At 63.8% G+C, this 23748-nt stretch carries 18 protein-coding genes and 1 pseudogene; 4 read left to right on the plus strand and 15 right to left on the minus strand.

Annotation, left to right across the window (positions count from 1 at the left end):
- Positions 1–143: 143 nt before the first annotated feature.
- The 3 genes from AWB75_RS23380 to AWB75_RS23390 form a co-directional block, all read right to left on the minus strand.
- Positions 144–1445 carry an RNA polymerase sigma factor gene (locus tag AWB75_RS23380; RefSeq protein WP_061126427.1) on the minus strand — a complete coding sequence of 434 codons (1302 nt, stop codon included), beginning with the start codon at positions 1443–1445 and terminating at the stop codon, positions 144–146.
- On the minus strand, positions 1442–1840 hold the full coding sequence (locus tag AWB75_RS23385) for a VOC family protein (protein WP_061126428.1): 399 nt from the start codon (positions 1838–1840) through the stop codon (positions 1442–1444). Before AWB75_RS23385 ends, AWB75_RS23380 begins: the two co-directional genes overlap by 4 nt.
- Positions 1841–1906: 66 nt before the next feature.
- Entirely contained in the window at positions 1907–2260 is a 354-nt protein-coding gene (locus tag AWB75_RS23390; RefSeq protein WP_061126429.1) for a YciI family protein, read from the minus strand.
- A 280-nt stretch (positions 2261–2540) separates the two neighbouring features.
- Here AWB75_RS23390 and AWB75_RS23395 point away from each other — a divergent pair, with 280 nt between their 5' ends.
- Complete coding sequence (locus AWB75_RS23395; RefSeq protein ID WP_061126430.1) at positions 2541–2939, plus strand: DUF2917 domain-containing protein; 399 nt, start codon at positions 2541–2543, stop codon at positions 2937–2939.
- Positions 2940–2951: 12 nt separating this feature from the next.
- Here the strand turns inward: AWB75_RS23395 and AWB75_RS23400 are convergent, their stop codons facing one another.
- Together AWB75_RS23400 and AWB75_RS23405 are read right to left on the minus strand one after the other, a co-directional pair.
- Complete coding sequence (locus tag AWB75_RS23400; RefSeq protein WP_061126431.1) at positions 2952–4610, minus strand: tannase/feruloyl esterase family alpha/beta hydrolase; 1659 nt, start codon at positions 4608–4610, stop codon at positions 2952–2954.
- Between the two features lie 116 nt (positions 4611–4726).
- The gene (locus AWB75_RS23405) at positions 4727–5587 is read right to left on the minus strand and encodes a LysR family transcriptional regulator (protein ID WP_061126432.1); all 861 of its coding nucleotides are present in this window, start codon (positions 5585–5587) and stop codon (positions 4727–4729) included.
- Between the two features lie 116 nt (positions 5588–5703).
- Between AWB75_RS23405 and AWB75_RS23410 the strand changes: the two are divergent.
- Together AWB75_RS23410 and AWB75_RS23415 are read left to right on the plus strand one after the other, a co-directional pair.
- Positions 5704–7131 (plus strand): annotated as a pseudogene (locus AWB75_RS23410) (DHA2 family efflux MFS transporter permease subunit); the annotation flags it as partial.
- A gap of 40 nt (positions 7132–7171) precedes the next feature.
- Positions 7172–8167 carry an aldo/keto reductase gene (locus AWB75_RS23415; protein WP_061126434.1) on the plus strand — a complete coding sequence of 332 codons (996 nt, stop codon included), beginning with the start codon at positions 7172–7174 and terminating at the stop codon, positions 8165–8167.
- Positions 8168–8186: 19 nt separating this feature from the next.
- Here AWB75_RS23415 and rarD read toward each other — a convergent pair whose 3' ends face one another.
- The gene (gene rarD / locus AWB75_RS23420) at positions 8187–9062 is read right to left on the minus strand and encodes an EamA family transporter RarD (protein WP_061126435.1); all 876 of its coding nucleotides are present in this window, start codon (positions 9060–9062) and stop codon (positions 8187–8189) included.
- A 262-nt stretch (positions 9063–9324) separates the two neighbouring features.
- Between rarD and AWB75_RS23425 the strand changes: the two genes are divergently transcribed.
- Entirely contained in the window at positions 9325–10386 is a 1062-nt protein-coding gene (locus AWB75_RS23425; protein WP_061126436.1) for an AI-2E family transporter, read from the plus strand.
- 78 nt (positions 10387–10464) lie between these two features.
- Here AWB75_RS23425 and AWB75_RS23430 read toward each other — a convergent pair whose 3' ends face one another.
- The 9 genes from AWB75_RS23430 to AWB75_RS23470 all read right to left on the minus strand — a co-directional run bounded on the left by AWB75_RS23430 (position 10465) and on the right by AWB75_RS23470 (position 23528).
- Positions 10465–12141: a SpoVR family protein gene (locus AWB75_RS23430; RefSeq protein WP_061126437.1), complete on the minus strand. Its 1677-nt coding sequence runs from the start codon at positions 12139–12141 to the stop codon at positions 10465–10467.
- Positions 12138–13403, minus strand: a complete 1266-nt coding sequence (locus tag AWB75_RS23435) for a YeaH/YhbH family protein (RefSeq protein ID WP_061126438.1) — start codon at positions 13401–13403, stop codon at positions 12138–12140. Before AWB75_RS23435 ends, AWB75_RS23430 begins: the two co-directional genes overlap by 4 nt.
- Before the next feature lie 197 nt (positions 13404–13600).
- Positions 13601–15523 carry a PrkA family serine protein kinase gene (locus AWB75_RS23440; RefSeq protein ID WP_014191328.1) on the minus strand — a complete coding sequence of 641 codons (1923 nt, stop codon included), beginning with the start codon at positions 15521–15523 and terminating at the stop codon, positions 13601–13603.
- 378 nt (positions 15524–15901) lie between these two features.
- A complete protein-coding gene (locus AWB75_RS23445) occupies positions 15902–16663 on the minus strand; it encodes a hydratase (protein WP_061126439.1) in 762 nt (253 codons plus the stop codon).
- 132 nt (positions 16664–16795) lie between these two features.
- The gene (locus tag AWB75_RS23450; protein WP_061126440.1) at positions 16796–18523 is read right to left on the minus strand and encodes a methyl-accepting chemotaxis protein; all 1728 of its coding nucleotides are present in this window, start codon (positions 18521–18523) and stop codon (positions 16796–16798) included.
- 250 nt (positions 18524–18773) lie between these two features.
- On the minus strand, positions 18774–19706 hold the full coding sequence (gene rbsK, locus AWB75_RS23455) for a ribokinase (RefSeq protein ID WP_061126441.1): 933 nt from the start codon (positions 19704–19706) through the stop codon (positions 18774–18776).
- 36 nt (positions 19707–19742) lie between these two features.
- A complete protein-coding gene (locus tag AWB75_RS23460; RefSeq protein WP_061126442.1) occupies positions 19743–20768 on the minus strand; it encodes a LacI family DNA-binding transcriptional regulator in 1026 nt (341 codons plus the stop codon).
- Positions 20769–20933: 165 nt separating this feature from the next.
- Positions 20934–21923 carry an ABC transporter permease gene (locus AWB75_RS23465; RefSeq protein ID WP_061126443.1) on the minus strand — a complete coding sequence of 330 codons (990 nt, stop codon included), beginning with the start codon at positions 21921–21923 and terminating at the stop codon, positions 20934–20936.
- Entirely contained in the window at positions 21924–23528 is a 1605-nt protein-coding gene (locus AWB75_RS23470) for a sugar ABC transporter ATP-binding protein (RefSeq protein WP_061126496.1), read from the minus strand.
- Positions 23529–23748: the final 220 nt, after the last annotated feature.

Below are 23748 nucleotides of genomic sequence, written 5' to 3' on the forward strand. Positions count from 1 at the left end.
GCGCCAGCATGCGCCAGAGGGCTGAAATCGGACATTTCTAATGAGCTCAAATCGGACATTATTAAAAAGCCCTGACACATAAAACTTCGATAATTTATCTTATGTAAAATCAAAAAAATCCAAGAACAGCGACACGCAAACCCTCAACCCATCTCCCCAGCGCGCCTTACCAAAAACTCCCGCTCCCGCGCGTTCTTCGCAAGCGACGCCGCGCGCTCGAACTCCGCACGCGCCTCATCCTTGCGCCCCAGCTTCGCAAGCAGATCCGCGCGCACGCTCGGCAGCCAGTGATAGTTCCTCAGCGAAGCCGCGTCGGCGAGCGCATCGACGATCGGCAGCGCCGCCTCCGCCCCGTACGCCATGCTCACCGCGACCGCGCGATTCAGCTCGACGACCGGCGTCGGCGCAGTCTGCATCAGTGCGTCGTAGAGCGCGACGATCATCGGCCAGTCGGTATCCGCTGCGCGTGCCGCGCGCGCGTGACATGCCGCGAGCGCCGCCTGCAGCGCGTACGTCCCGCGTGCGCCGCCCAGCGCCTCCGAGCGCTTGAGCGCCGCCAGCCCGCGCCGGATCAGCAGCGGGTCCCAGCGACTGCGATCCTGATCCGGCAACAGCACCGGCCGTCCTTCCCGGTCGACGCGCGCCTTCATCCGCGACGCCTGAATTTCCATCAGCGCGACGAGCCCGTGAACCTCGCTTTCATCCGGCGTCAGCTCGGCGAGAATGCGCCCGAGGCGCAGCGCGTCCTCGCACAGCGCCGGACGCATCCAGTCGTCGCCGGCGGTCGCGGAATAGCCTTCGTTGAAAATCAGATAGATCACTTCGAGCACCGAGCCGAGCCGCTCCGTACGGGCATCGGCCTTAGGCACCTCGAACGGCACGCGCGCCGCCGACAGCGTGCGCTTCGCCCGCACGATGCGCTGCGCGATCGTCGGCTCCGGCGCGAGGAACGCGCGCGCGATCTCGTCGGTGGTCAGTCCGCCGATCAGGCGCAGCGTCAGCGCGGCGCGCGCATCGACGGACAGCACCGGATGACACGCCGTGAAGATCAGCCGCAGCAGATCGTCGCCGATATCGTCCTCGCGCGCGGCATCGAGCGCATCGACGAAATCGGGCGTGACATACGCTTCCTGCGCGTCGAGATCGCGACCGTATTCCTCGTGCTTCCTCGCATGCAGCGCGTGCTGCCGCAGCCGGTCGAGCGCCTTGTTCTTCGCTGTCGTCATGAGCCACGCTCCTGGCTTGGTCGGAACGCCCACGCCCGGTTTGCTCCAGTGTTCCAGCGCCGCGACGAACGCGTCCTGCGCCAGTTCCTCGGCGAGCGCGACATCGCGCACGACACGCGCCACGCTCGCGATCACCTTCGCCGACTCGATGCGCCAGACGGCGTCGATGGCCCGCCGCGCGGCATCGTCAGCGTCACGCTGCTTCGATCGCCCGCTCACGCCGCTTCCGGATTCATGTGCACGAGCTCCCAGATATGACCGTCGAGATCTTCGAAACCGTGGCCGTAAATGAAGCCATGATCCTGAGGCTCGCGCGGCGCGCGTCCACCGGCGGCGACGGCCTTCGCGACCAGATCGTCCACTTCCGCCCTGCTCTCGCACGACAGGCACACGAGCGTTTCGGTGCTCGCGTGCGCATCGGCGATCGGCTTTTCCGTGAAGGTCTGGAAGAACCGCTCGACGAGCAGCATCGCGTAGATGTTTTCGCCGACTACGAGGCACGCGGCGTCATCGTTCGTGAACGCGGGGTCGAAGCTCAGGCCGAGTTCCTTGAAGAAAGTCATCGAGCGCTTGAGGTCGCGAACCGGCAGGTTCACGAAAATCTGTTTGTGCATGGCGGTGGTCTCCGATGTTCTCAATACCACGACGAACGACTCACAGAAAAATCGACAATTTCGCGCTCAGGAATAACACGGCCCGACTTTGCGGACTTCGATCGTGCACCACTTCGCCGCCGGGCATTGCGCCGCGATCTCGACCGCTTGCGCACGCGTTTCGCAATCGATGAGAAAAAAGCCGCCGATCATCTCCTTGGCCTCGGCGAAAGGCCCGTCGACGATGCGCGCATCGCCATTGCTGGCCGTGACGCGCGACGCATCCTTCAGCGACGTCAGCGATTCGACCGCGCGCAAGATCCCGCGCGTGTTCAGTCCATCGGCGAATCGCGCCATCTGGTCATACGCCTCGCGCCCCTCTTCCTCCGTGCGCTGGCCACGTTGTTCGACCGGTTCCACGACGAGCAGCAGATAAGCCACGACAAGCCTCCGAACGTTTTTTTCGATGCGTTCAAGTCTATCTCGATATTGACAAACACAGAGGCGCCCATCGATACTGCGACACATGCACGCAGCCATCCTTTTCTCCATCGCCGCGATTAAAAACCGTATGAACGCCATGTGTGGCGGGTCATCGGAAGAGCGTGTGCGCTAGCGAAACAGGCAAACAAATCGATTCCGAAGGCCCCGCCGCAAGACGGGGCCTTCTTGTTTTTGCGTGCCAGGTTTCCGTCTTCGGCTCACATCATGGAGAGCAGAGATGGAAGAGGTATCGCAAGTTTTCGTGCGTCATGGCGTCGGCCACGGCGTCGCATCGGGGCGTCTGAGCACATCGGGCGCGCGCGTCGTGGTCTATGTCGACGTGCATCCGCATCAGATGGTGTCGTGGCGGCTCACGCGCGATGCCGAACTGCGCATCGGCGATGCGTCCGAGGGCTCGCTTTGGCTCACGCGTCATCGCGATTCCTACGACTACTGGATGAAGCCCGGCGATGTCGTGCTTCTCGCGCGCGGCGAACGCGTGTGGCTCACATCGGAAAGCGATGAGGCGATCGAGGTGTCGCTCACTTCTCATCGCGTCGAGCGGCGCGGCGTCATTGCGCGTTGGGTCGCACGGTATTGGCCGCGCATCGCCGACCGGCACGCGAACGCGCTTTAGACATTCAGCGTGTCACGGCTCCACGCAGCGGAAGCTCGCGGCGGCATTGATGCTGCCCTTGCCGACATAGCGCGGATAGTTCGGATAACGGCATATCGGCCGCGTGCGTCCGTTGGTGGCGGGCGCGATGTCGCTGCCGATGAGCGTCTCCGGCGCCATGCCGTTGCTGACCCAGTCGTCGAGCGCGCCGAGCTCGTCCCACGCGGGAATGAACACGCCGTTGCCATGCTGAAAGCCTGGCACCATGTAGAGCCGCATGAACGAATCGACGATGTCCTGCCCGTATCGGTCGATGAGTCCGCGATAGAACGCGATCGTCTGGTTCGGGCTGATGACTTCGTCGGCGAGTCCGTGCATCGCGATGAGCTTGCCGCCGCGCGCGATGAACGCGGAGAAGTCCGGGTTCATCGCGCCGACCGTGTACGCGAGCGTCGTCAGCCGTTGCCTGAAGCGGCCGGGATTGTCGAGATCGAACGTGAGCGCGCTGAAGCCGGGATCGCGCGCAACGAAGTGCCGCATATACGCGTCGCCTTGTGCGAAGAGATAGCCGTTCGCGGCGAAGGTCGGCGGATTCAGGAGCGTCGGCGAGTCGCCGAGACCGAGCGAGCCGGAAAAGTCCACACCCTGGAACACGTTGTAGCCCGGATACGCGTCGACGCCGTAGGCGAGCGCATAGGGCAGGCTCAAGCCGTCGCGCAAGGTCTCGAGCGTGTCGATCTGCGCATCCGACAAACAACTGTCGCGCAAGGAAGGACGCTGGCCGTTCGCACAACGCAACGACGCGATGATCTGCGGCTCCAGCTTCCGGCACGCCTCCACATTGCCGACGATGCCGTCCGCCGCGCCGTCGAGCTTGTCGCACTCGTGCACGACAGTTTCGAACACGCGCCGCTGCTGCGCGATGCCGACGAAGCCGCCCGGCTTCGCATACGACGCCTGCCCGATTTTCACGCCCATCAGCCGGACGCCCGAGAAGTTGATCGCCGGCGCGTTGGCGATCACGCCGTCGTAGTCGTTCGGAAAGCGCTCGATCACCGTGAAGCCTTCGCGCCCCCCCGTCGAGCCGCCCGCGAAATAGGTCTTCTCCGGCGCGCGCCCGTAGCCCATCTGGATCAGCGCGAGCGCGACATCGCGCGTTTTCTTGAGATGCCCGAAGCCGAAGTTGACGATGGCTTCGTCGTTGCCCGCGAAATCCGCGCGCCTCGAATTGCCGACGTGGCCCGAATCCGAGCCGAACGTCGCGTACCCGCGCGCGAGCGGCGTCGAATCGGGCGCGAAAGGCATCGGATCGGTGCCGGAGACGATCGTGCCGTTGTAGCCGCCTCCGCCCATCTGCAGCGCGCGGCCGTTCCAGCGGCTCGGCAGATTCACTTCGAAGCGGATGTCGGGGGTCGAGTCCTGCAGCGCCTTGATGAAGCCGGTGATGCGGCAATACTCGCCGTTTCGGTTGCCGGGCGCAGCCGCTTTCACGACCCACGCGGAGACGATCGTCGCGCCGCGCGTCGGCAGGCCGATGATCGAAGCGGGCACGATCTTGCCTTCGAGGTCGTCGCAGTGCTTCGTCACGTAAGCGGCGGCCTGCGCGTTCGAGCACACCACGAGCGCCATCGCGACGAAAAACGCCGGGAAGCGGAACAGATCGGACGATAGATGGCGGAGGAAACGGAACACGGATTGGAAGTGGCTGCTTCAAACGCCGCACAATATATAAGAACAGTTTTGAGATAGCCATTCCGAACGGCCGGCCGTTGCAGCGGCACAACCGGCTGCCCTGCCCTCGCCCGCGCTCATTCGCCCGTCCATTCCCCGCGCAGGTCGCTATTTTCGAGAAGCTGTAGCAAGGTTTCGGCCGGACGGCTCAGATGTTTCGCGCCGAACGCGATGAACTCGACTTCCGGCAATTCCGGCAAGTCCGCGCGATTCACCGGCGGCGCGAGTCCGCGTGCGGCCAGAAAATGCGAGCGCACCGTCAGCCCGAGCCCGCCGCGCGCCGCGGCGATGCAGCCCGCGTGGCTGCTGCTGGTGCAGACCATTTGCCAGCTTGCGCCCGTCATCGCGAGCGAATCGAGCACGACGGCGCGCGTGACGCTCGGCTCCGACACGAGGATGAGCGGCAGCGGCTCGCCTGTATTTACGACGGTGCCGGGCTTCGCGAGCCATTCGAGCCGGCCGGAAAATAGCCGCGTGCCGCGCGCATCGCCAAGACGCCGTTTGCCGACGGCGAGATCGAGCTCGCCCGCATCGACCATCTGGTAAAGCCTGCCCGTCATGCCGATGGTGATTTCCAGCTCGACGTCCGGATGCGTATCGCGAAACGCGGCGAGCACGCTCGGCAGCGGCCCGAGCGCGATATCGTCCGACGAACCGAGCCGCACGCGCCCGCGCAGACGCGGCGAACTGAACTGCGACTGCGCGTGCGCCATCGCATCGAGAATCACGCGGGCGTGGACGAGCATCGCTTCGCCGTCGGCGGTGAGCGCGAGCGAATGCGTGTCGCGCACGAAAAGCCGCCGCCCGACGCTCTCCTCCAGCCGACGGATATGTTCGGAGACGCTCGACTGCCGCAGCCCGAGCTGCCGACCGGCATCGGTAAAGCTATGCGACGCCGCCACTGTCGCGAAGGTGTTCAGCCAGACTGGATTGAGCATGCGCCATTGTCATCGGAAACTCCGATGACAGTCAATGCGGTTAGCGGTCTTCCCGATGATGCCGCAAGTCATTAACATTTCATGAATCGCGCAATGCGTTTGTTTTCAAACGGCTTTCCTGTCGGCGCGACCACCGGACTCACCGTTTCCACATGACCAAAAGTTCTTCGCACACGGCATTGCTCTGGATCGTCGCCGTGGGCTTTTTCATGCAGGCGCTCGACACGACGATCGTCAACACGGCGCTGCCATCAATTGCGCGCAGCCTGAACGCCGCGCCGCTCGCGATGCAGTCGATCGTCGTCGCGTACACGCTCACGATGGCGCTGTTCACGCCCGCGTCCGGCTGGCTCGCCGACCGCTTCGGCACGCGCCGCGTCTATCTCGTGTCGATCTCGCTCTTCGTGATCGGCTCGCTCGCCTGCGCGGGCGCGCATTCGCTGAACCAGCTGGTGCTCGCACGCGTGCTGCAAGGCATCGGCGGCTCGATGCTGCTGCCGATCGGCCGTCTCGCCGTGCTGCGCGCCGTCTCGGGCGAAGCATACGTCTCCGCGCTCGCGATGATTTCCGTCGCTGGCCAGGTCGGCCCGATTCTCGGCCCCACGCTCGGCGGCTGGTTCGTCGAATCGTTCTCGTGGCACTGGATTTTCCTGATCAACGTGCCGATCGGCGCGGTCGGGCTTTACGCGGTGCAGCGCTTCCTGCCGAACGACACGCTCCACGACGCGCCGCCTTTCGATTTCGTCGGCTGCGGATTGCTGTCGATGTGCATGGTTTCGTTCTCGCTCGCGCTCGATTCGCCGGTCGAGACGCATCGCGGCGCGGTGTCGGCGGCGCTGTTCGCGCTGGCGGCGGTGTCGGCGTTCGCGTATGTCCCGTACGCGCGGCGCAAGCGCAATCCCCTCTTTCATCTCGCACTGTTTAACGAGCCGAACTTCAGTGTCGGGCTCGTCGGCAATCTGCTGTGCCGGATCGGTTCGAGCGCGGTGCCGTTCCTGCTGCCGCTCATGATGCAGCTCGAGCTCGGCTACAGCCCGCTGCATTCGGGGCTGATGATGCTGCCCATCGCCATCGCCGGGACGATCAGCAAGCGCTGGATCGCGCAACTTGTGAAGCGCTACGGCTACGACACGTTCCTGCTCGTGAACACGGCGCTCGTCGGCGCGTCGATCGTCGCGTTCGCGCTGTTTTCGCCGACGCTGCCGCTCGGCATCGAAATCGCGATCCTGGCCGTGTTCGGCGCGAGCAACTCGATGCAGTTCGCCGCGATGAACAGCGTCACGTTGAAAGGCTTGTCGCTCAAGGACGCGGGCAGCGGCAACAGCCTCTTCTCGATGGTGCAGATGCTCGCGATCGGCTTGGGCGTGTCGGTCGGCGGCTCGCTCGTGCAGGTGTTCCAGGGACCGTTTTCGACATCGACGGGCTTCAGGCTGAGCTTCGTCTGCATGGGCGTGGTGACGCTTTTCTCGGGCGCCGTGTTCCGCCGGCTCGATTCCGCACAGGAAAACGCAACGCCTGCCCGCGTCGGCAAGCGCGTCGCTTAACGATTATCCTGTCGGTCCAACCGATTCCTGGAGCGCAACCGTGCAATTCCGCAAATTCGGCAATACCGGTCTCACCGTTTCGCGTCTCACGCTGGGCACGATGACGTTCGGCCTGCAGACCGAGGAATCCGTGTCGCACAGCATCATGGACCGCGCGGCGCATGCGGGCGTGAATTTCATCGATACGGCGAACGTCTACCCGCTCGGCAGCGGGCACGATCTCGCGGGCCGCACGGAAGAAATCGTCGGGCGCTGGCTCAAGGGCCGTCGCGATAACTTCATCCTCGCGACCAAGGCGGCGCATGAAATGGGGCCACTCGCGTGGCACAAGGGCGCATCGCGCAAGCACTTGCTCGACGCGATCGACGCTTCGCTCAAGCGGCTGAACACCGATTACGTCGATCTGTACCAGCTCCACAACGACGACCACGACACCCCGCTCGACGAAACGCTCGAAGCGCTCGACATCATCGTGCGGCACGGCAAGGCGCGTTATATCGGTGTGTCGAATTTTCTGGCGTACCGGCTCGCGCGTGCGCTCGGCCGCGCGGATGTCTTGCGCACCGCGCGCTTCGTCTCGGTGCAGCCGCGCTACAACCTGTTGTTCAGGCAGATCGAGCGTGAACTGCTGCCGCTCGCAACCGAGGAACGGCTAGCGGTCATTCCGTACAACCCGCTCGCGGGCGGGCTTCTGACCGGCAAGCACAAATTCGATGCCGCGCCGGCCGAAGGCCGTTTCACCGGCGCGGTCGGCAAGGCGGGCGCGATGTACACACAACGCTACTGGCACGAGCGCGAGTTTCACACCATCGAGGCGATCAACGGGATCGTCGCGCCGACCGGGCGCTCGCTCGCGAGCACGGCGCTCGCGTGGGTGTTGGCGAATCCGGCGGTGACGTCGGCGATCATCGGCGCGAGCCGGCCCGATCAACTGAACGAGACGCTCGCGGCCGTCGATCAGCCGATCGATCCGGAGATCAAGACGAAGCTCGACGAAGCGACGGTCGAGTATCGCTTCGGCGACGCGTTGCGCTGATCGTCGACATGGCCCGCGCTCAGACGCGGGCCGCCCGCGCCCGGTAGAAACCTTCGAGCGAATAGATGGCGAGCGCCGCCCAGATCGCGCCGTAGCCGATCAGCTGATCGTGGCCGAAGAATTCCTGATAGATGACGACGCCGATCAGCAATTGCAGCGTCGGCGTGATGTACTGGATCAGCCCGAGCATCGAAAGCGGAATACGTCGCGCGCCAGCGGCGAAGAGCAGGAGCGGCACGGCGGTGACGGGTCCGGCTGCCGCGAGCAGCAGCTTCACCCCGACCGACGCGTGCGCGAAGCCACTGCCGCCGTGCGAACTTAGGAAGAAAAGATAAAGCAGCGCGACGGGACAAAGCAGCATGGTTTCGAGCGTGAGCCCTTCGAGCGCGCCGAGCGACGCGGTCTTCCGCAGCAGGCCGTAGCCGCCGAAAGTCAGCGCGAGCGCGAGGCTGATCCACGGCGGCGCGCCGTTCACCCACGTCAGCCAGACGACGCCGAGCGCGGCGATCGTCACCGCGATCCACTGCACGGGCCGCAGCCGTTCGTGCAGGAACGCCATGCCGAACAAGACGTTGACGAGCGGATTGATGAAGTAGCCGAGACTCGCCTGGACGATGCGCCCGTCGTTCACTGCCCAGATGTAAATGCCCCAATTCGCCGACAGCAGCACGGCGCTCGCTGCGAAGCGCGCGAGCAGGCGCCTGTCGCGCAGCACGGGACCGAGCCACTTCCACTGACGGCGCGCGGTCATCACGATCAGCAGGAAGACCATCGACCAGGCCATGCGATGCGCGAGCATCTCGACCGCGCCGATCGAATGCAAGGCCTTGAAGTAAATCGGAAAAAGGCCCCAGATGGCAAAGGCCGAGAATGCGTAGACGACGCCTGGATTCATTGTTCGATGCGTTGAGCGGAAGTGACCGCGCACGAACGATCGACTCGCTCGCCCGCGTTGCCTGGCCGTCCGACGGACAAGCGATCCGCAAGGATTGGAAGCCGGATTTTAGTCGACGTACGGGGTCTGGCTCCAGCGGCGCGCGAACCCTTGGACGAATTCGTGCTCGAACCTGAGCGCGAAAAGCCGTTCGAAGGGCCGTGATAGCATGGCCCGGCCTCGCGCTTGCTATAAGCCCTGTCGCCCGCCCTCTCGTTCGCTCATGAATAACCCCAACGTCCATCAGAATTTCTTCCATATCTTGCTGTTCGTCGTGACGATCGCGCTCGGGTGGGTGTTGCTGCCTTTCTTCGGCGCGATCTTCTGGGGCGCGATTCTCGCGATCCTGTTCCAGCCGATGCAGCGCTATCTCGCCGCGCGCTTCGGCAAGCGCCGCAATCTCGCCGCGCTGACGACGCTGGCCGCCGCGATTCTGATCGTCATCATTCCGCTGGCGGTCGTCGCGGTGACGCTCGTGCAGGAAATCGCCCTCGTCTATTCGCGCATCAAGAGCGGGGAGCTGAATTTCGGGCTGTACTTCCAGCACGTGCTGCATGCGCTGCCCGCGTCGGCGCAGCAACTGCTCGGCCGTTACGGTCTCGACGATATCGTCGGCGTGCAGCGCAAGCTGATGGAAGGCGCCGCGCAGATCAGCCAGTTCGCCGCGACGCAGGCGCTGTCGATCGGGCAGAACACGTTTCAGTTCGTCGTCAGCTTCGGCGTGATGCTCTATCTCGTGTTCTTTTTGCTGCGCGACGGCGGCGAGATCGGCCGGCGCATCCGGCGCGCGATTCCGCTCGATCCGGAGCCGAAACTTCATCTGATCGCGAAGTTCACCACGGTGGTGCGCGCGACGGTCAAGGGGAATATCGCGGTCGCCGCGGTGCAGGGATTGCTCGGCGGGCTGATCTTCTGGATTCTGGGCATCGGCGGGTCGCTCTTGTGGGGCGTGCTGATGGGGTTTCTTTCGCTCTTGCCGGCGGTCGGCGCGGCGATCGTCTGGGTGCCCGCGGCGCTCTACTTCTTCATGACGGGCGCGATCCTCAAGGGCGTGATTCTCGTCGTGTTCTGCGCCGTCGTGATCGGGCTCGTCGATAATGTGCTGCGGCCGATTCTCGTCGGCAAGGACACGAAGATGCCGGACTGGGTGGTGCTCATTTCGACGCTCGGCGGGATGGCGCTATTCGGGATCAACGGATTCGTGATCGGGCCGCTCGTCGCGGCGTTGTTCATGGCTAGCTGGGATCTTTTTTCGCAGGATAGCGAGTGGAATCGACGGGAATGAGCGTTGGCTGGTTTATCAGACAACGCTAATAAAAAACCGGCTCACCAGGAGCCGGCTTTGTGTACCTTCGAAGCAAAACTACCGCGGAGTCGGCGCCGTATACCGGCACTCGAACCGCTTCCTGACCGTCCCATTCTCGTCGACACTCTCGAGATAAACATCGAACTGCCACAAGCGCGCCATGTGCTTGAGCACTTCGTCGCTGTCATTCGAGAGATGGCGGTTATCCGTCATGAAGTGACGCAGCGTCAGACTGCGATCGCCCCGCGTGTTCACCGAATAAACCTGAATGTTCGGCTCGCGATGATGAATATCGTACTGCCGCGACAACGCCTGCCGAACATAGCGATAGCCGCTGTCGTCATGAATCGCCGACACTTCGAGCGCGTCGCGCATGTCGTCGTCGAGAATCGAGAAAAGACGCATATCCCGGATTAGCTGCGGCGACAAATACTGCGCGATGAAACTCTCGTCCTTGAAATTGCGCATCGCGTAATGCAGCGATTCCAGCCAGTCGCTGCCCGCAAGCTCCGGGAACCATTCGCGGTCTTCGTCCGTCGGGTTTTCGCAGATGCGGCGGATATCGCTCATCATCGAAAAACCGAGCGCATACGGATTGATACCGCTGTAATACGGCTTCGTCACCGGCGGCTGATACACGACGTTCGAATGCGAGTGCAGAAATTCCATCATGAAGCCGTCTTCCAGGCGGCCTTCGTTGTAGAGCGTATTGAGCAGCGTGTAATGCCAGAACGTCGCCCAGCCTTCGTTCATGACCTGCGTCTGCCGCTGCGGATAAAAATACTGGCCGATCTTGCGCACGATGCGGATGACTTCCCGCTCCCACGGCTCCAGCAACGGCGCATTCTTCTCCGCGAAATACAGCAGATTTTCCTGCGGTTCCGGCGGATAACGGCTTTCCGTTTCCTCCTGCGAAGGCTCCTTCCCCTTTGGCAGCGTGCGCCACAATTCGTTGACCTGCGATTGCAAATAAGCCTCGCGCTCGCGTCGCATCGCCGCTTCCTTCGCGAGCGACAACTTTTGCGGACGCTTGTACCGGTCGACGCCGTAATTCATCAGCGCGTGGCATGAATCGAGCAATTCCTCGACGCGATCGAGCCCGAAACGCTCCTCGCACTCCGCGATGTAATTCTTCGCGTACACGAGGTAATCAATGATCGCGTGCGCGTCCGTCCACAGACGGAACAGATAGTTGCCCTTGAAGAACGAGTTATGCCCGTACGCCGCATGGGCGATCACGAGCGCCTGCATCGTCATGGTGTTTTCTTCCATGAGATACGCGATGCAGGGATTCGAGTTGATGACGATCTCGTACGCAAGGCCCATCTGCCCGCGCCGATAGCCTTTCTCGGTCGAGAGAAAGTGCTTGCCGAACGACCAGTGCCGATAGTTCACCGGCATGCCGACGGACGCATACGCATCCATCATCTGCTCGGAGCTGATGATTTCGAGTTGAATGGGATAGGTGTCGAGCCCGTAACGGTTCGCGACGCGCGAAATCTCGGCGTCGTATTCCTCGATCAGCTCGACGCTCCAGTCCGACGGGCACGGCAGTGGCCGCTTTCTCTCTGCAACATTCATTCTGCCTTCCTCGTGCGCCTCGGTCGTCTTTACGGACGCATTGCGTTGCTCTGCTTCAGGCCCGAGCTCGGTAGCGACACGATCGGAAACACGATCGTCCGCGCCTTCCAGCTGATACCCGCGCGTCTCGTTGTGCTCATGCCGCGTCGTCATGCGGCCGCCTGTTGCTTTTCGAAAAGTTCGCGGAACACCGGATAGATGTCAGCGGCCGAATCGACTTTTTTCATGGCGAGTTCAGGCGCGCCCATCGCCAGCTGAGCATACTCCAACCAGAGATTTTGCTCCTCTGGCGCAACTTGAATATAGGCAAAATACCGGACCTTCGGCAGGATGTCGTCCGACAGCAGCTTGCGGCACTTCGGCGAATCGTCCGTCCAGTTGTCGCCGTCCGATGCCTGCGCGCCGTAAATGTTCCATTCAGTCGGCGAATAGCGCTCGTCCATGATCTTCTTCATGAGCTCGAGCGCGCTCGACACCACCGTGCCGCCACTTTCGGTCGAATGGAAGAACGTGTCTTCGTCCACTTCCTCGGCGCGCGTATGGTGCCGGATGAACACGACTTCGATCTTCTCGTAGTTCCGCTGCAGGAACAGATACAGGAGGATGAAGAAGCGCTTGGACAAATCCTTGCGCTGCTCGTCCATCGAGCCGGAGACGTCCATCAGGCAGAACATCACGGCCTTGCTCGATGGCGTGGGCTGCTTCACGCGATTGATATAGCGCAGATCGAACGGGTCGATGAACGGAATGCGCGTGATCCGCCCCTGCATGATGACGATATCCGCTTCCAGCCGCGCGATTTCTTCCGCGTCGCCGTTTTCGTCCTTCAGTTGCTCGAGTTGACGTTCCATCTCGCGCAACTGCGACGCGAGCGGCCAGCCGAGCGCGATGCGTCGACCGAGCGCGGAGCGCAGCGATCTCACCACATCGATATTATTCGGCGTGCCTTCCGCCGCCCAGCCCGCACGCACGTTCTTCCATGTCGGCACGGCGAGCAACTGCGTTTTGACGAGGCGCGGCAGTTCGAGATCGTCGAAGAAGTACTGCATGAATTCTTCGCGCGACAGTTCGAAGACAAAATCGTCCTGCCCTTCGCCTTCGTTGCTGGCGCTCTTGCCGCCGCCGCCCGAGCCGCCCGGCGGACGCGGAATCTTGTCGCCGCGAATGTAATCGGCATTGCCCGGATGGACGAACTCGCGCTTGCCGCCCGGCCCGTGGCGGAACGACGGCTCGGAGATGTCCTTCTTCGGAATGGTGATGCTCTGGGTGCTTTGAATGTCTTTGATGCTGCGATCGCGCACCGCGTCGGACACCGCGCGGCGAATGTAACTCTTGACGCGTCGCAGGAAGCGCTCGCGGTTCGCGATGCTCTTGTTCTTGCCGGCTAACCTGCGGTCGATGATTTGGTGCAGCACATCCAGTCTCCCGCGTTATTGGCGAGGAAGCGAGGCGCTGCCTGCGTCGTGCATCTGTCGCAGCGTCCCTCTCTCGCAATTTGCCCACTGTGCCGCTCGAACGCAATCCACGCGCCCGCACGACCAGAGACAGCCACACTCCCGCGCTGCGCGGGGCCGGAACCGCGCGCGCAGCGCCGTTCCGGTCGATCACACCATCACGACGACTTGCGCACGCGCAGATACCAGTCGCACAGGAGCCGCACCTGCTTCGGCGTATAGCCCTTAGCGACCATGCGATTGACGAAGTCCTCGTGCTTGCGTTGCTCTTCCGCCGATCCTTTCGCGTTGAACGAGATTACCGGCAGAAGTTCTTCGGTGTTGGAGAACATCTTCTTCTCGATCACCACGCGCAGCTTTTCATAGCTGATCCACGCCGGATTCTTGCCGCCGTTCGCCGCCCTCGCGCGCAACACGAAGTTCACGATCTCGTTGCGGAAGTCCTTCGGATTACTGATGCCCGCAGGCTTCTCGATCTTTTCCAGCTCGGCGTTGAGCGACGCCCGGTCGAAGCTCTCGCCCGTGTCGTGATCGCGGAACTCCTGATCCTGAATCCAGAAGTCGGCATAGGTCACATAGCGGTCGAAGATGTTTTGTCCATACTCCGAATACGACTCCAGATACGCGGTCTGAATCTCCTTCCCGATGAACTCGGCATAGCGCGAAGCCAGCACGTCCTTGATGAACGACAGGTACTTCTGCTCCGTTTCCGGCGGGAACTGCTCGCGCTCGATCTGCTGTTCGAGCACGTACATGAGATGCACCGGGTTCGCAGCGACCTCGCTCGAATCGAAGTTGAACACGCGCGACAGGATCTTGAACGCAAAGCGCGTGGAGACACCCGTCATGCCTTCGTCGACACCCGCGTAATCGCGATACTCCTGATACGACTTCGCCTTCGGGTCGGTGTCTTTCAGGTTCTCGCCGTCGTAGACCTGCATCTTCGAAAAGAGGCTCGAGTTCTCTGGCTCGTGCAGACGCGTGAGCACCGCCATCTGCGCCATCATCTTGAGCGTACCCGGCGCGCACACCGCTTCCGCGAGCGACGAGTTGCGCAAGAGCTTCTCGTAGATCTTGATCTCTTCGCCGTAGCGCAGGCAGTACGGCACCTTCACGACGAAAATACGATCGAGCAGTGCTTCATTGTTCTTGTTGTTGCGGAACGCCTTCCACTCCGACTCGTTCGAGTGAGCGAGGATGACGCCGTCGAACGGAATCGCGCCGAAGCCTTCCGTGCCCTTGAAATTGCCTTCCTGCGTCGCGGTCAGCAGCGGATGCAGCACCTTGATCGGCGCCTTGAACATTTCGACGAATTCGAGCAAGCCCTGATTGGCGAGGCACAGGCCGCCGGAATAGCTGTACGCGTCGGCGTCGTCCTGCGAATAGGTTTCGAGCTTGCGGATGTCCACCTTGCCGACGAGCGACGAGATGTCCTGATTATTCTCGTCGCCCGGTTCCGTCTTCGCGATACCGATCTGGCGAAGAATGGACGGATACCGGCGCACGACGCGGAACTTGCGGATGTCGCCGTTGTACTCGTGCAGGCGCTTCACGGCCCACGGCGAAAGAATGTTCCTCAGATAGCGGCGCGGAATGCCGTATTGCTCTTCGAGCACCGGACCGTCTTCGTCGTAATCGAAGAGGCCGAGCGGCGATTCGTTGACGGGCGAGCCCTTCAGCGAATAGAACGGAACGCGCTCCATGAGCTGCTTCAGTCGTTCGGCGATTGACGACTTGCCGCCGCCCACCGGACCCAGCAGATACAGGATCTGCTTCTTCTCTTCCAGACCCTGTGCCGCGTGCCGGAAATACGACACGACGTTCTCGATCACTTCCTCCATTCCGTAGAACTCGCGGAATGCGGGATACACCTTGATGACCTTGTTTGCAAACACACGCGAAAGCCGCGGGTCGAGGCGCGTATCGACATGCTCCGGCTCCCCGATGGCCGTCAACATGCGTTCGCCCGCTGTTGCATATGTGGCAGGATCTTCTTTGCAGAGCGCGAGGTACTCTTCGAGCGAGAATTCCTCCTCTCGAGTTTTTTCGAAGCGGGTCGCGAAACTGCTGTAGATATCCATGCTACCTCCTCGCCGAAGTCAGAAAGCTATGCCGTGCGCAACGCGCGTAATCGAAACGACATCGCTTGAAATCATCCTAAACCCTTTCGAATTTTTTTTCACGCACTTGCGTTGTTCATTTGCTTCGCAGAATTCCTAGCTTGGTGCGTTATTTTCGTTCACCTACAATGTGCATCCCGATGTCCTGATGACTGTATCGTCTTGCTCGACCTCGGTCCTGCCTGTTCGTTTCCCCGCGCTCGCCGCTACTTATCCACTGCTCTTGTCCGCCAATGCGGCGTGGCTCACGCTCGCGTGCGTTTCGTGTCCGTTACATTCGATACCGCGATGTCCGTGCAGCGTGATCAATAACCGCTCCCGACGTATGGTGTTTCGTCCTCATACGAGCACCAGTTCGAGCTCACCGATGCGATCGATCGCGCCGTGCAGCATGGCCGGTCCGTCGATGCGAACCGCTCCTGTATAAGAGCCCGTGGTGATCGTCCAGAACGGCTCGACGGTCAAACCCATGCGGGAACAATGGTTGACGAGCCACGGCAGCAACTCGCGCGGATCGCCCGCAGGATTGCCGAGCGCGGCGGGCGCGATCGACTCGCCATCCAAGGTGAATTCGAGGCGCGGCGTGAGGAAGTCGAAGCCCGGCGCGACGACGTCGTAAGGCTCCATGCCCGATACGACGAGCGCGCCGTTGTTCTGCGAATCCGCGAGCTGCGCGAGCGGGTCGAGATTGGGCCATTGCGCGAAACGGCTGTCGACCACTTCGAGCGCGACCGCAATGCCGCCGATCGCGTCGAATACTTCCTCGCGCGTGTAAGGATCGCTGCGCGCGGGCAGCGCATAGGCGAAGCGAAACGCAATCTCCAGTTCCACCAGCACGCGAAAGAAGGACTGAAAAGGCAGGCGCGCGGGCGAAACATAGACGAGCCCGTCGTCGATGGGCGCGCCCGCGGCGAGCGCGTCGGGCGCGCGCGCGCCGATCTTCCACGCGCCGATGCGCCCCTCCGATGCTTTCAGCATCTCGTGCTGGATCGCGTAGGCGGTGGGCGCGTCGGCCGGAATGTCGGCGGGCTCGAGCACTTCGATCAGCTGATGCCGGCGGCGGGCCTCCGCGAGTTTCGCGGCGAGTGTCGATCCGGTCATATCGATATCCTCGTGTGAACGATGACGCACACCTCTCAGTGTACGGGTTACGTGACCGGATCGGCGTGGGCCGCGCGCGCATGATTTCGCGCGCGATCATGCCCCGCTGGCGCTACGCGCCGCCTGTCGTACTCAGAACGTCTCCCAGTCGCCGCCTGCGTCGGCAGTCGCTCTGCTTGCGGGTGCCTTGAGCGCAGCGATCGGAGCGGCGCGTTTCGCCGTCGCGGCAGAAGCCGCTTTCGGTGCGGCACGCATGGCAACCGTTGCACGCGCAGCAATGGTCGTCGCCGTACCGGCCTTGACAGCAGCAAGCGGCGCGCCGTCCGCGACCTGGAACACCGCGACCGCCTGTCGCAGGCGCCCCGCCTGGTCTTCGAGCGACTGCGCCGCCGCCGCCGCTTCCTCGACGAGCGCCGCGTTTTGCTGCGTCACCTCGTCCATCTGCGTGACGGCGCGCGAGACCTGCTCGATGCCGCTCGACTGTTCCTCCGACGCCGCCGCAATCTCGCCCATGATGTCCGTCACGCGCTGCACCGCGCCGATGATGTCGTTCATCGTGCGGCCGGCTTCGTCGACGAGGGTCGTGCCCATCTGCACGCGCGCCACCGAGGTATCGATCAGCTCCTTGATTTCCTTCGCCGCCGCCGACGAGCGCTGCGCCAGGCTGCGCACCTCGCCCGCGACGACCGCGAAGCCGCGCCCCTCTTCGCCCGCACGGGCCGCTTCGACCGCCGCGTTGAGCGCGAGGATATTGGTCTGGAACGCGATGCCCTCGATGATCGTGATAATGTCGGCGATCTTCGACGAACTCTGGTTGATCTCGCCCATCGTCGTCACGACCTGTGTGACGACCGCGCTGCCCTTGCCCGCGATTTCCGACGCGTTGGCCGCGAGCGCGCTCGCCTGCCGCGCGTTGTCGGCGTTCTGCCGGACGGTGCCGGTCAGCTCTTCCATGCTCGACGCGGTTTCCTGCAGCGCCGACGCCTGTTCCTCGGTGCGCGACGACAGATCGGTGTTACCCGCCGCGATCTGCTGCGTCGCCGACGCGATCGATTCGCTGCCCGAGCGCACGGTTCGCACGGTCGTCAGCAGGCTTGCGCGCATGTTGGCGAGACCTTGCAGCAATTGCCCCATTTCGTCGCGCGACGTGACGGCGACTTCGCGGCGCAAGTCGCCCGCGGCGATCGCCTCGAAATGGCCAAGCGCGGCTTCGAGCGGCCGCGCGATTGCGCGCCGGAGCGATCCCCACGCGAACGCGGCCGCCGCCAGCCCGAGCGCGATCGCGCAGAGGCTCAGCGCGCGGAACCACAGGAAGCGGCTTTGCGTCGCCTCGTAGCTCTGCTTCGCCGCTTCGGTCAGGAACTTGCGCAGCGCGTCGTTGGCGTTGGCGAGATCGTTGTACGTGACCTGCATCGCCTTCGCGTTCGCGATGATCGCGTCGTGATCGTTCGCCAGGATCGAAGCGATGCCCTTGTCGACGATGCGCTGCAGCGCGACGCGCTTCTCCTGCGCGGCGTCGGCGAGACGCTTCTCTTCCGGCGATTGCGCCAGCGCCGTGTATTCCTTCCAGTAGCCGTCGGCGCGATCGCGCATCAGGCGCGAACGCTCGACGGTGGCGGCCACTTCCGGCGTGCCGGCGAGCAGCGCCGCGCGGTCGAACACGAGCCGCTCGCGCGCCGCATACATTTCCGCGTTGCCGACCGCGATCGCGGCGGGCATCTGCACCGAATACGTGTTGAGGAACGCGCCGTTCGAGTGGCTCATGCCGGTGAGCCCCAGCGCGCCGATCGCGATGAGCAGCGCACCCAGAAACGCCATCGAGATGCCGAGGCGCGCCTTGATCGTCAAAGCCTTTTTCATGAAGTTTTCCCTGATGCCGCTGTGCAAGCGGGTCTCCCGGCCGGTTGACGGCCAACGCGCCAGGCCGGCGCGCCGATGACGTCCGCGCGGCCGATGCGCGCCGTCCTTTCCGTCGATGCGCGAGCGCGCGATATTTCGCGCGTCCGCTATCGACGTAAACGGCGTGCAAGACTCGACACTTGAGGAAGATATTTCATATGAAGAGAAAACGGCGCGTCGAGACGCGCCGTTTTCAACGAACATTGAAAAGTTATGCGGAAATTTCGCTGCGGTGCGGAATCGACGGCTGCGCGCCTTCCCGTGTCACCGCGATGGCGGCCGCGCGCTGGCCGAATGCGATCGCATCGAGCGCGGCGGCACCGCGCGCCAGTTCAGCCGCAAAACCGCCGATGAACGTGTCGCCGGCGGCGGTCGTATCGACGGCTTCGACTTGCGGCGACGGCACATGCACGCCTTCTTCGTCGGCGCCGTCGAGAAGCGCGAGCACGCCCTGCGCGCCGAGCGTCACGATGACATTGCGCGCGCCCTTCGCCTTCAGCGCCTGCGCGGCGCGGCGCGCGTCGTCGGGCGTCTCGATCGCGACGCCCGACAGCGTCGCGGCTTCGATCTCGTTCGGAATCAGATAGTCGACGAGCGGAAACCAGTCCGGCGGCAGCTTGCGCGCGGCGGGCGCGGGATTCAGGACCGTCGTGCGTTGCAGGCGCCGGCCGGCGGCGAGCGCGGCGCGCACGGTTTCGACCGGCGTTTCGAGCTGGCACACGATGACGTCGGCCTGTTCGAGCAGCGCCTGCTGCTCCTCGATGCGCGCGGGCGTCACTTCGGCGTTGCTGCCCGCGACGATGACGATTGCGTTCTGGCTCGCGTCATCGACGACGATGAGCGCCACGCCGGTCGGCGCGCTCGTGCTCGTTGCGAGTGCGCTGCAGTCGATGCCTTCTGCTTCGAGACTGCCCTTGAGCGTCGCGCCGTTCGAGTCGTTGCCGACGCAGCCGATCATCGCGACCTGCGCGCCCAGGCGCGCCGCGGCGACCGCCTGATTGCCGCCCTTGCCGCCCGGCACCTGCGCGAACGCGTGTCCGGCGAGCGTCTCGCCCGGCCGCGGCAATCGCGGCGCGCGCGCGACCAGATCCATATTGAGGCTGCCGACCACGGTGACGCGGCCGATCGCTGCGTTCTCGTTCATCCTCGTTGGCTTCCTTCTTCGTTGCTTCCTTCTTCTTTAAGCCCGTTCGACGCGACGCGCTTCGTGCACGACCGCGGTCGATTCACGCAGCACGAGGCGCGGCGCGACCACGCGGCGGCGCGTCGTGCCTGTGAGCTTGCCGGTGATGCGGTCGATCAGCGTCTGCGCGGCCATTTCGCCCAGCGCGCGCACCGACTGCCCGACCGTCGACAGCGCCGGATAGGTGTAGCGCGACAGCTCGACATCGTCGAAACCGATGATCGAGCAATCGGTCGGCACGTCGATGTGGCGCTCGGCCGCCGCCCGCAGCGCGCCGATGCCCATCATGTCGTTGCACGCGAAGATCGCGGTCGGTTTCATGTTGTCGAGCAATTGCGAGGCCGCGGCATAACCGCCCGTCGCGGAGAAATCGCTCTGCTGGATCGCGTTCGGCGCAATCTCGACGCCGCGCTCGGCCATCGCGCGGATGAAGCCGTGCAAGCGCATCGCGGAAACCGCCGTGGCGACCGGCCCGGTGATGCAGCCGATCTGCGAATGCCCGAGCTGCAACAGATGCCGCGTCGCGAGATACGCGCCCTTCTCGTGATCGATCTGCACGAGGTCCGATTGCAGCCCCTCGATATTCCGGTCGACGATCATGAGCGGCTCGCGCGCGCCCGCGAGACATTGCGCGAGCACCGAGTCTTCACCCGCCGATGCGATCACGAGCCCGTCGATGCGCTTTTCCTGCAGCACGCGCAGATAGCTGCGCTGCTTCGCGGGATCGTCGTCGGAGTTGCAGAAGAACACGCAATAGCCGTTCTTCGCGCAACCGTCCTCGACGCCGCGCGCGAGCTCCGCGAAATACGGATTCGTCGCGTTCGGCACGAGCAGGCCGATCGTCGCGGTGGAGCGCGCCTTCAGCGAGCGCGCCACCGCCGACGGCACGTAGTCGAGTTCGCGGATCGCCCGCTCGACTTTCGCCCGCACGTCGGCCGATACCGGCCGCGAATTGTTCACTACGTGGGATACCGTCGTAAACGACACCCCGGCAATGGCTGCCACGTCTTTGATCGTCGCCATACATCGTCCTTCGCTATCTTTGGTCCAACTGCTCTTATTGGTCGTAAGGCGTCCGGCGCCCTGCTGCCACGCGCCGTTGTGCTGCTTCCCCGCGCCCTGCTTGCTGCTTTCTCTGCTTCGTTCATCGTCGCCGGACGCGCTTTTGCGCCTTACGACGTCCCTCGATCAGACACGTTTTCTTCTGCTGCGGTATGTATCCAACACCACGGCCACCACGATCACCGCGCCGGTAATGATGCGCTTGGTCGGCTCGTTCGCACCGATCTGCGCCAGTCCCGCCGCCAGCACGGAGATGATCAACACGCCGAAAAACGTGCTGATGACCGAGCCGCGCCCGCCCATCAGGCTTGTGCCGCCGATCACCACGGCCGCGATCACCTGCAGCTCCAGCCCGGCGCCCGCGTTCGGATCGGCCGCTTCCAGACGCGAAATCTGGAACAGCGCGGCAAGCCCGGACAGCGCGCCCATCAGCGCGAAAACGATTACCTTGTAGGGCCGCGGATTCACGCCCGCGAGCCGCACGGCTTCCTCGTTCGTGCCTATTCCTACCAGATATCGGCCGAAAACCGTCCGAGTCAAGACCAGATGCGCAACTATCATCACCGCGACCGCTATCAGGAACGCGGGCGAGATGCCGAACGCGATCGGATTCGACAGGAAATCGAACGCATCGCCGATGTACGCCGTGCGTGACTTCGTCATCTGATACGCGAGCCCGCGCGCGCCTTCCAGCACGCCGAGCGACACGATGAACGACGGAATCCGCCACGCCACCGTCACGAGGCCGGTCACGGTGCCCGTCAGCGCGGCGGCCGCGAGGCCGATCAGCGCGGCGGGAAAAGCCGGCCAGTGCCACTGGAGCGCAGCCACGCTCACCACCGACGCGCCGAGCGCAAGCACCGACCCGACCGACAAATCGATGCTCGCGATGATCAGCACGAACGTCATGCCGACCGACATCACGACGAGATCCGGAATCTGGTTCGCGATCGTGCTGAACGTGTCGTACGTCAGAAAGTGCGAGCTCAAGACGGAAAACAGCGCGATCATCGCGGCGAGCGCGCCCGCGAGACCCAGGTAATTCGAAATGCCGAGGCGCGTGCCGACGCCTTTGGTGCTCTTCGGCGCATCGGCGGGCAGGTTCGCTTCGCTCATTCAATGCTCCACGTTGTCTTCGGGCGTCTCGGTGTCAGGCGCTTTGGCGTCGGGCGCGATCGGCTCGTGCAGGATCGCGTCGCGCTTCGCGTAACCCGAGAACGCCGCCGCGAGCAGCGCATCCTGCGTCCAGCTCGCGCGCTCGAACACGCCGGTCATGCGTCCGGCCGACATCACGCCGATGCGGTCGCAGATCAGCATCAATTCGCGCAGATCGCTCGATACGACGACGAGCGCGCGCCCTTCGCGCGCCAATGCGCCCATCAGCCCGTAAATGTCGAATTTCGCGCCCACGTCGATGCCGCGCGTCGGTTCGTCGAACAGCAGCACGGCGCAGTCGCGCGCGAGCCAGCGGCCGATCACGACCTTTTGCTGATTGCCGCCCGACAGCTCCGACACCGCCTGCGCCGGACCCGACGTGCGGATGCGCATTGCGTCGATCTGGCGTTGCGCGAGCGCGGCTTCGCGGCGCGCGTCGACGACGCCATGCCGCGCCACCGCGTTCAGATTGCCCAGTGAAACGTTCGCGGCGATAGGCAAGCTGAGCAGAAGGCCTTCGCCCTTGCGATCCTCCGTGATGAGCGCGATGCCTTCATCGACGGCATCCGACGGCGATTGCACGTTCACGCGCCGCAGCGCCTCTCCGATACGCGCGACCGACACGCTGCCCGCGTCCGCGCGATCCGCGCCGTAAATGAGCCGCACGAGCTCGGTGCGGCCCGCGCCTATCAGCCCGCTCACGCCGAAAATCTCGCCCGCGCGCACCTCGAACGACACGTCGCGCACGGCGGGCAGCCGCGACATGCCTTCCACCTTCAGCGCGACGCCGCCGATCTTGCGCTCGCCCAGATCGATGCGCTCGCCGATCTCGCGTCCGACCATCAGCGTGACGAGCCGGTCGCTCGTCAGCTCGTCCATCGGGCCGACATGCACGAGGCGTCCGTCGCGCAGCACCGCCGCGCGCTCGGCGATGCGCCGCAACTCCTCGAGCCGGTGCGAGATGTACACGAGCGCGACGCCGCGCGCCTTCAGCCGCTCGACCTGCTCGAACAGCAGGTCGACTTCGCGGGCGGTGAGCATCGCGGTCGGCTCGTCGAGGATCAGCACGCGGCAATCGCCGATCAGATTGCGCGCGATTTCCACCATCTGCTGGTGCCCGATGCCCAGACCGCCGACGAGCGTTTCCGGGTCGATCGCATCCAGGCCGACTTGTGCCATCGCGTGGCGCGCGTCCTGCGCGAGCCGCTTCCGGTCGATCCATCCGAGGCCTTTGCTCGGCAAGCGGTTCAAAAACAGATTCTCCGCCACCGACAAGGTCGGCAGCAGGTTCAACTCCTGCATCACCATGCGCACGCCGAGCGCCTCGGCGTCCGAACGGCTTTTCGGCGCGTAGGGCTGGCCCGCGAGCGTCATCGTTCCCGTGGTCGGGTCCGTGAGCCCGCCGATGATCTTCGACAGCGTGCTCTTGCCCGCGCCGTTCTCGCCGGTCAGCGCGAGCACCTGGCCCGGCGCGAGTTCGAGCGACACGTCCGCCAGCACCGGCTCGACATAGGTCTTGCCGATGCCCGTCACCGTCAGCACGTTCGCTTCGTTCGATCCGGTCATGGGGCGCTTCACGCTTTCGCTGTGCATCCTCGCTCGGTGTCCCCGCAGGTGGTCGCGCATGGCTTCGTCGTGCGGTTTCGAAGCCATCGCGCGAACGTTTTCCCAAGGTCTGTCTTTCGCGCTCGTCAGCATCTTATCGGCACGTCGGAGGCGAACTTGAGGCTTGTCTTTACTTGTCCTGGAGGCGCGAGACGGCTCCGGAAGACGCCGCCCCGCGCCG

The sequence above is a fragment of the Caballeronia catudaia genome (assembly GCF_001544755.2).
In the GTDB taxonomy this organism is placed as follows: domain Bacteria; phylum Pseudomonadota; class Gammaproteobacteria; order Burkholderiales; family Burkholderiaceae; genus Caballeronia; species Caballeronia catudaia.

What these genes read in the sequence shown, in the direction of transcription:
- AWB75_RS23425 (WP_061126436.1), top strand. Translation starts at nt 9,325, where the DNA reads ATGAATAACCCCAACGTCCATCAGAATTTCTTCCATATCTTGCTGTTC.
- rarD (WP_061126435.1), bottom strand. Translation starts at nt 9,062, where the DNA reads ATGAATCCAGGCGTCGTCTACGCATTCTCGGCCTTTGCCATCTGGGGC.
- AWB75_RS23460 (WP_061126442.1), bottom strand. Translation starts at nt 20,768, where the DNA reads ATGGCGACGATCAAAGACGTGGCAGCCATTGCCGGGGTGTCGTTTACG.
- AWB75_RS23470 (WP_061126496.1), bottom strand. Translation starts at nt 23,528, where the DNA reads ATGACCGGATCGAACGAAGCGAACGTGCTGACGGTGACGGGCATCGGC.
- rbsK (WP_061126441.1), bottom strand. Translation starts at nt 19,706, where the DNA reads ATGAACGAGAACGCAGCGATCGGCCGCGTCACCGTGGTCGGCAGCCTC.
- AWB75_RS23405 (WP_061126432.1), bottom strand. Translation starts at nt 5,587, where the DNA reads ATGCTCAATCCAGTCTGGCTGAACACCTTCGCGACAGTGGCGGCGTCG.
- AWB75_RS23395 (WP_061126430.1), top strand. Translation starts at nt 2,541, where the DNA reads ATGGAAGAGGTATCGCAAGTTTTCGTGCGTCATGGCGTCGGCCACGGC.
- AWB75_RS23465 (WP_061126443.1), bottom strand. Translation starts at nt 21,923, where the DNA reads ATGAGCGAAGCGAACCTGCCCGCCGATGCGCCGAAGAGCACCAAAGGC.
- AWB75_RS23440 (WP_014191328.1), bottom strand. Translation starts at nt 15,523, where the DNA reads ATGGATATCTACAGCAGTTTCGCGACCCGCTTCGAAAAAACTCGAGAG.
- AWB75_RS23385 (WP_061126428.1), bottom strand. Translation starts at nt 1,840, where the DNA reads ATGCACAAACAGATTTTCGTGAACCTGCCGGTTCGCGACCTCAAGCGC.
- AWB75_RS23430 (WP_061126437.1), bottom strand. Translation starts at nt 12,141, where the DNA reads ATGACGACGCGGCATGAGCACAACGAGACGCGCGGGTATCAGCTGGAA.
- AWB75_RS23445 (WP_061126439.1), bottom strand. Translation starts at nt 16,663, where the DNA reads ATGACCGGATCGACACTCGCCGCGAAACTCGCGGAGGCCCGCCGCCGG.
- AWB75_RS23450 (WP_061126440.1), bottom strand. Translation starts at nt 18,523, where the DNA reads ATGAAAAAGGCTTTGACGATCAAGGCGCGCCTCGGCATCTCGATGGCG.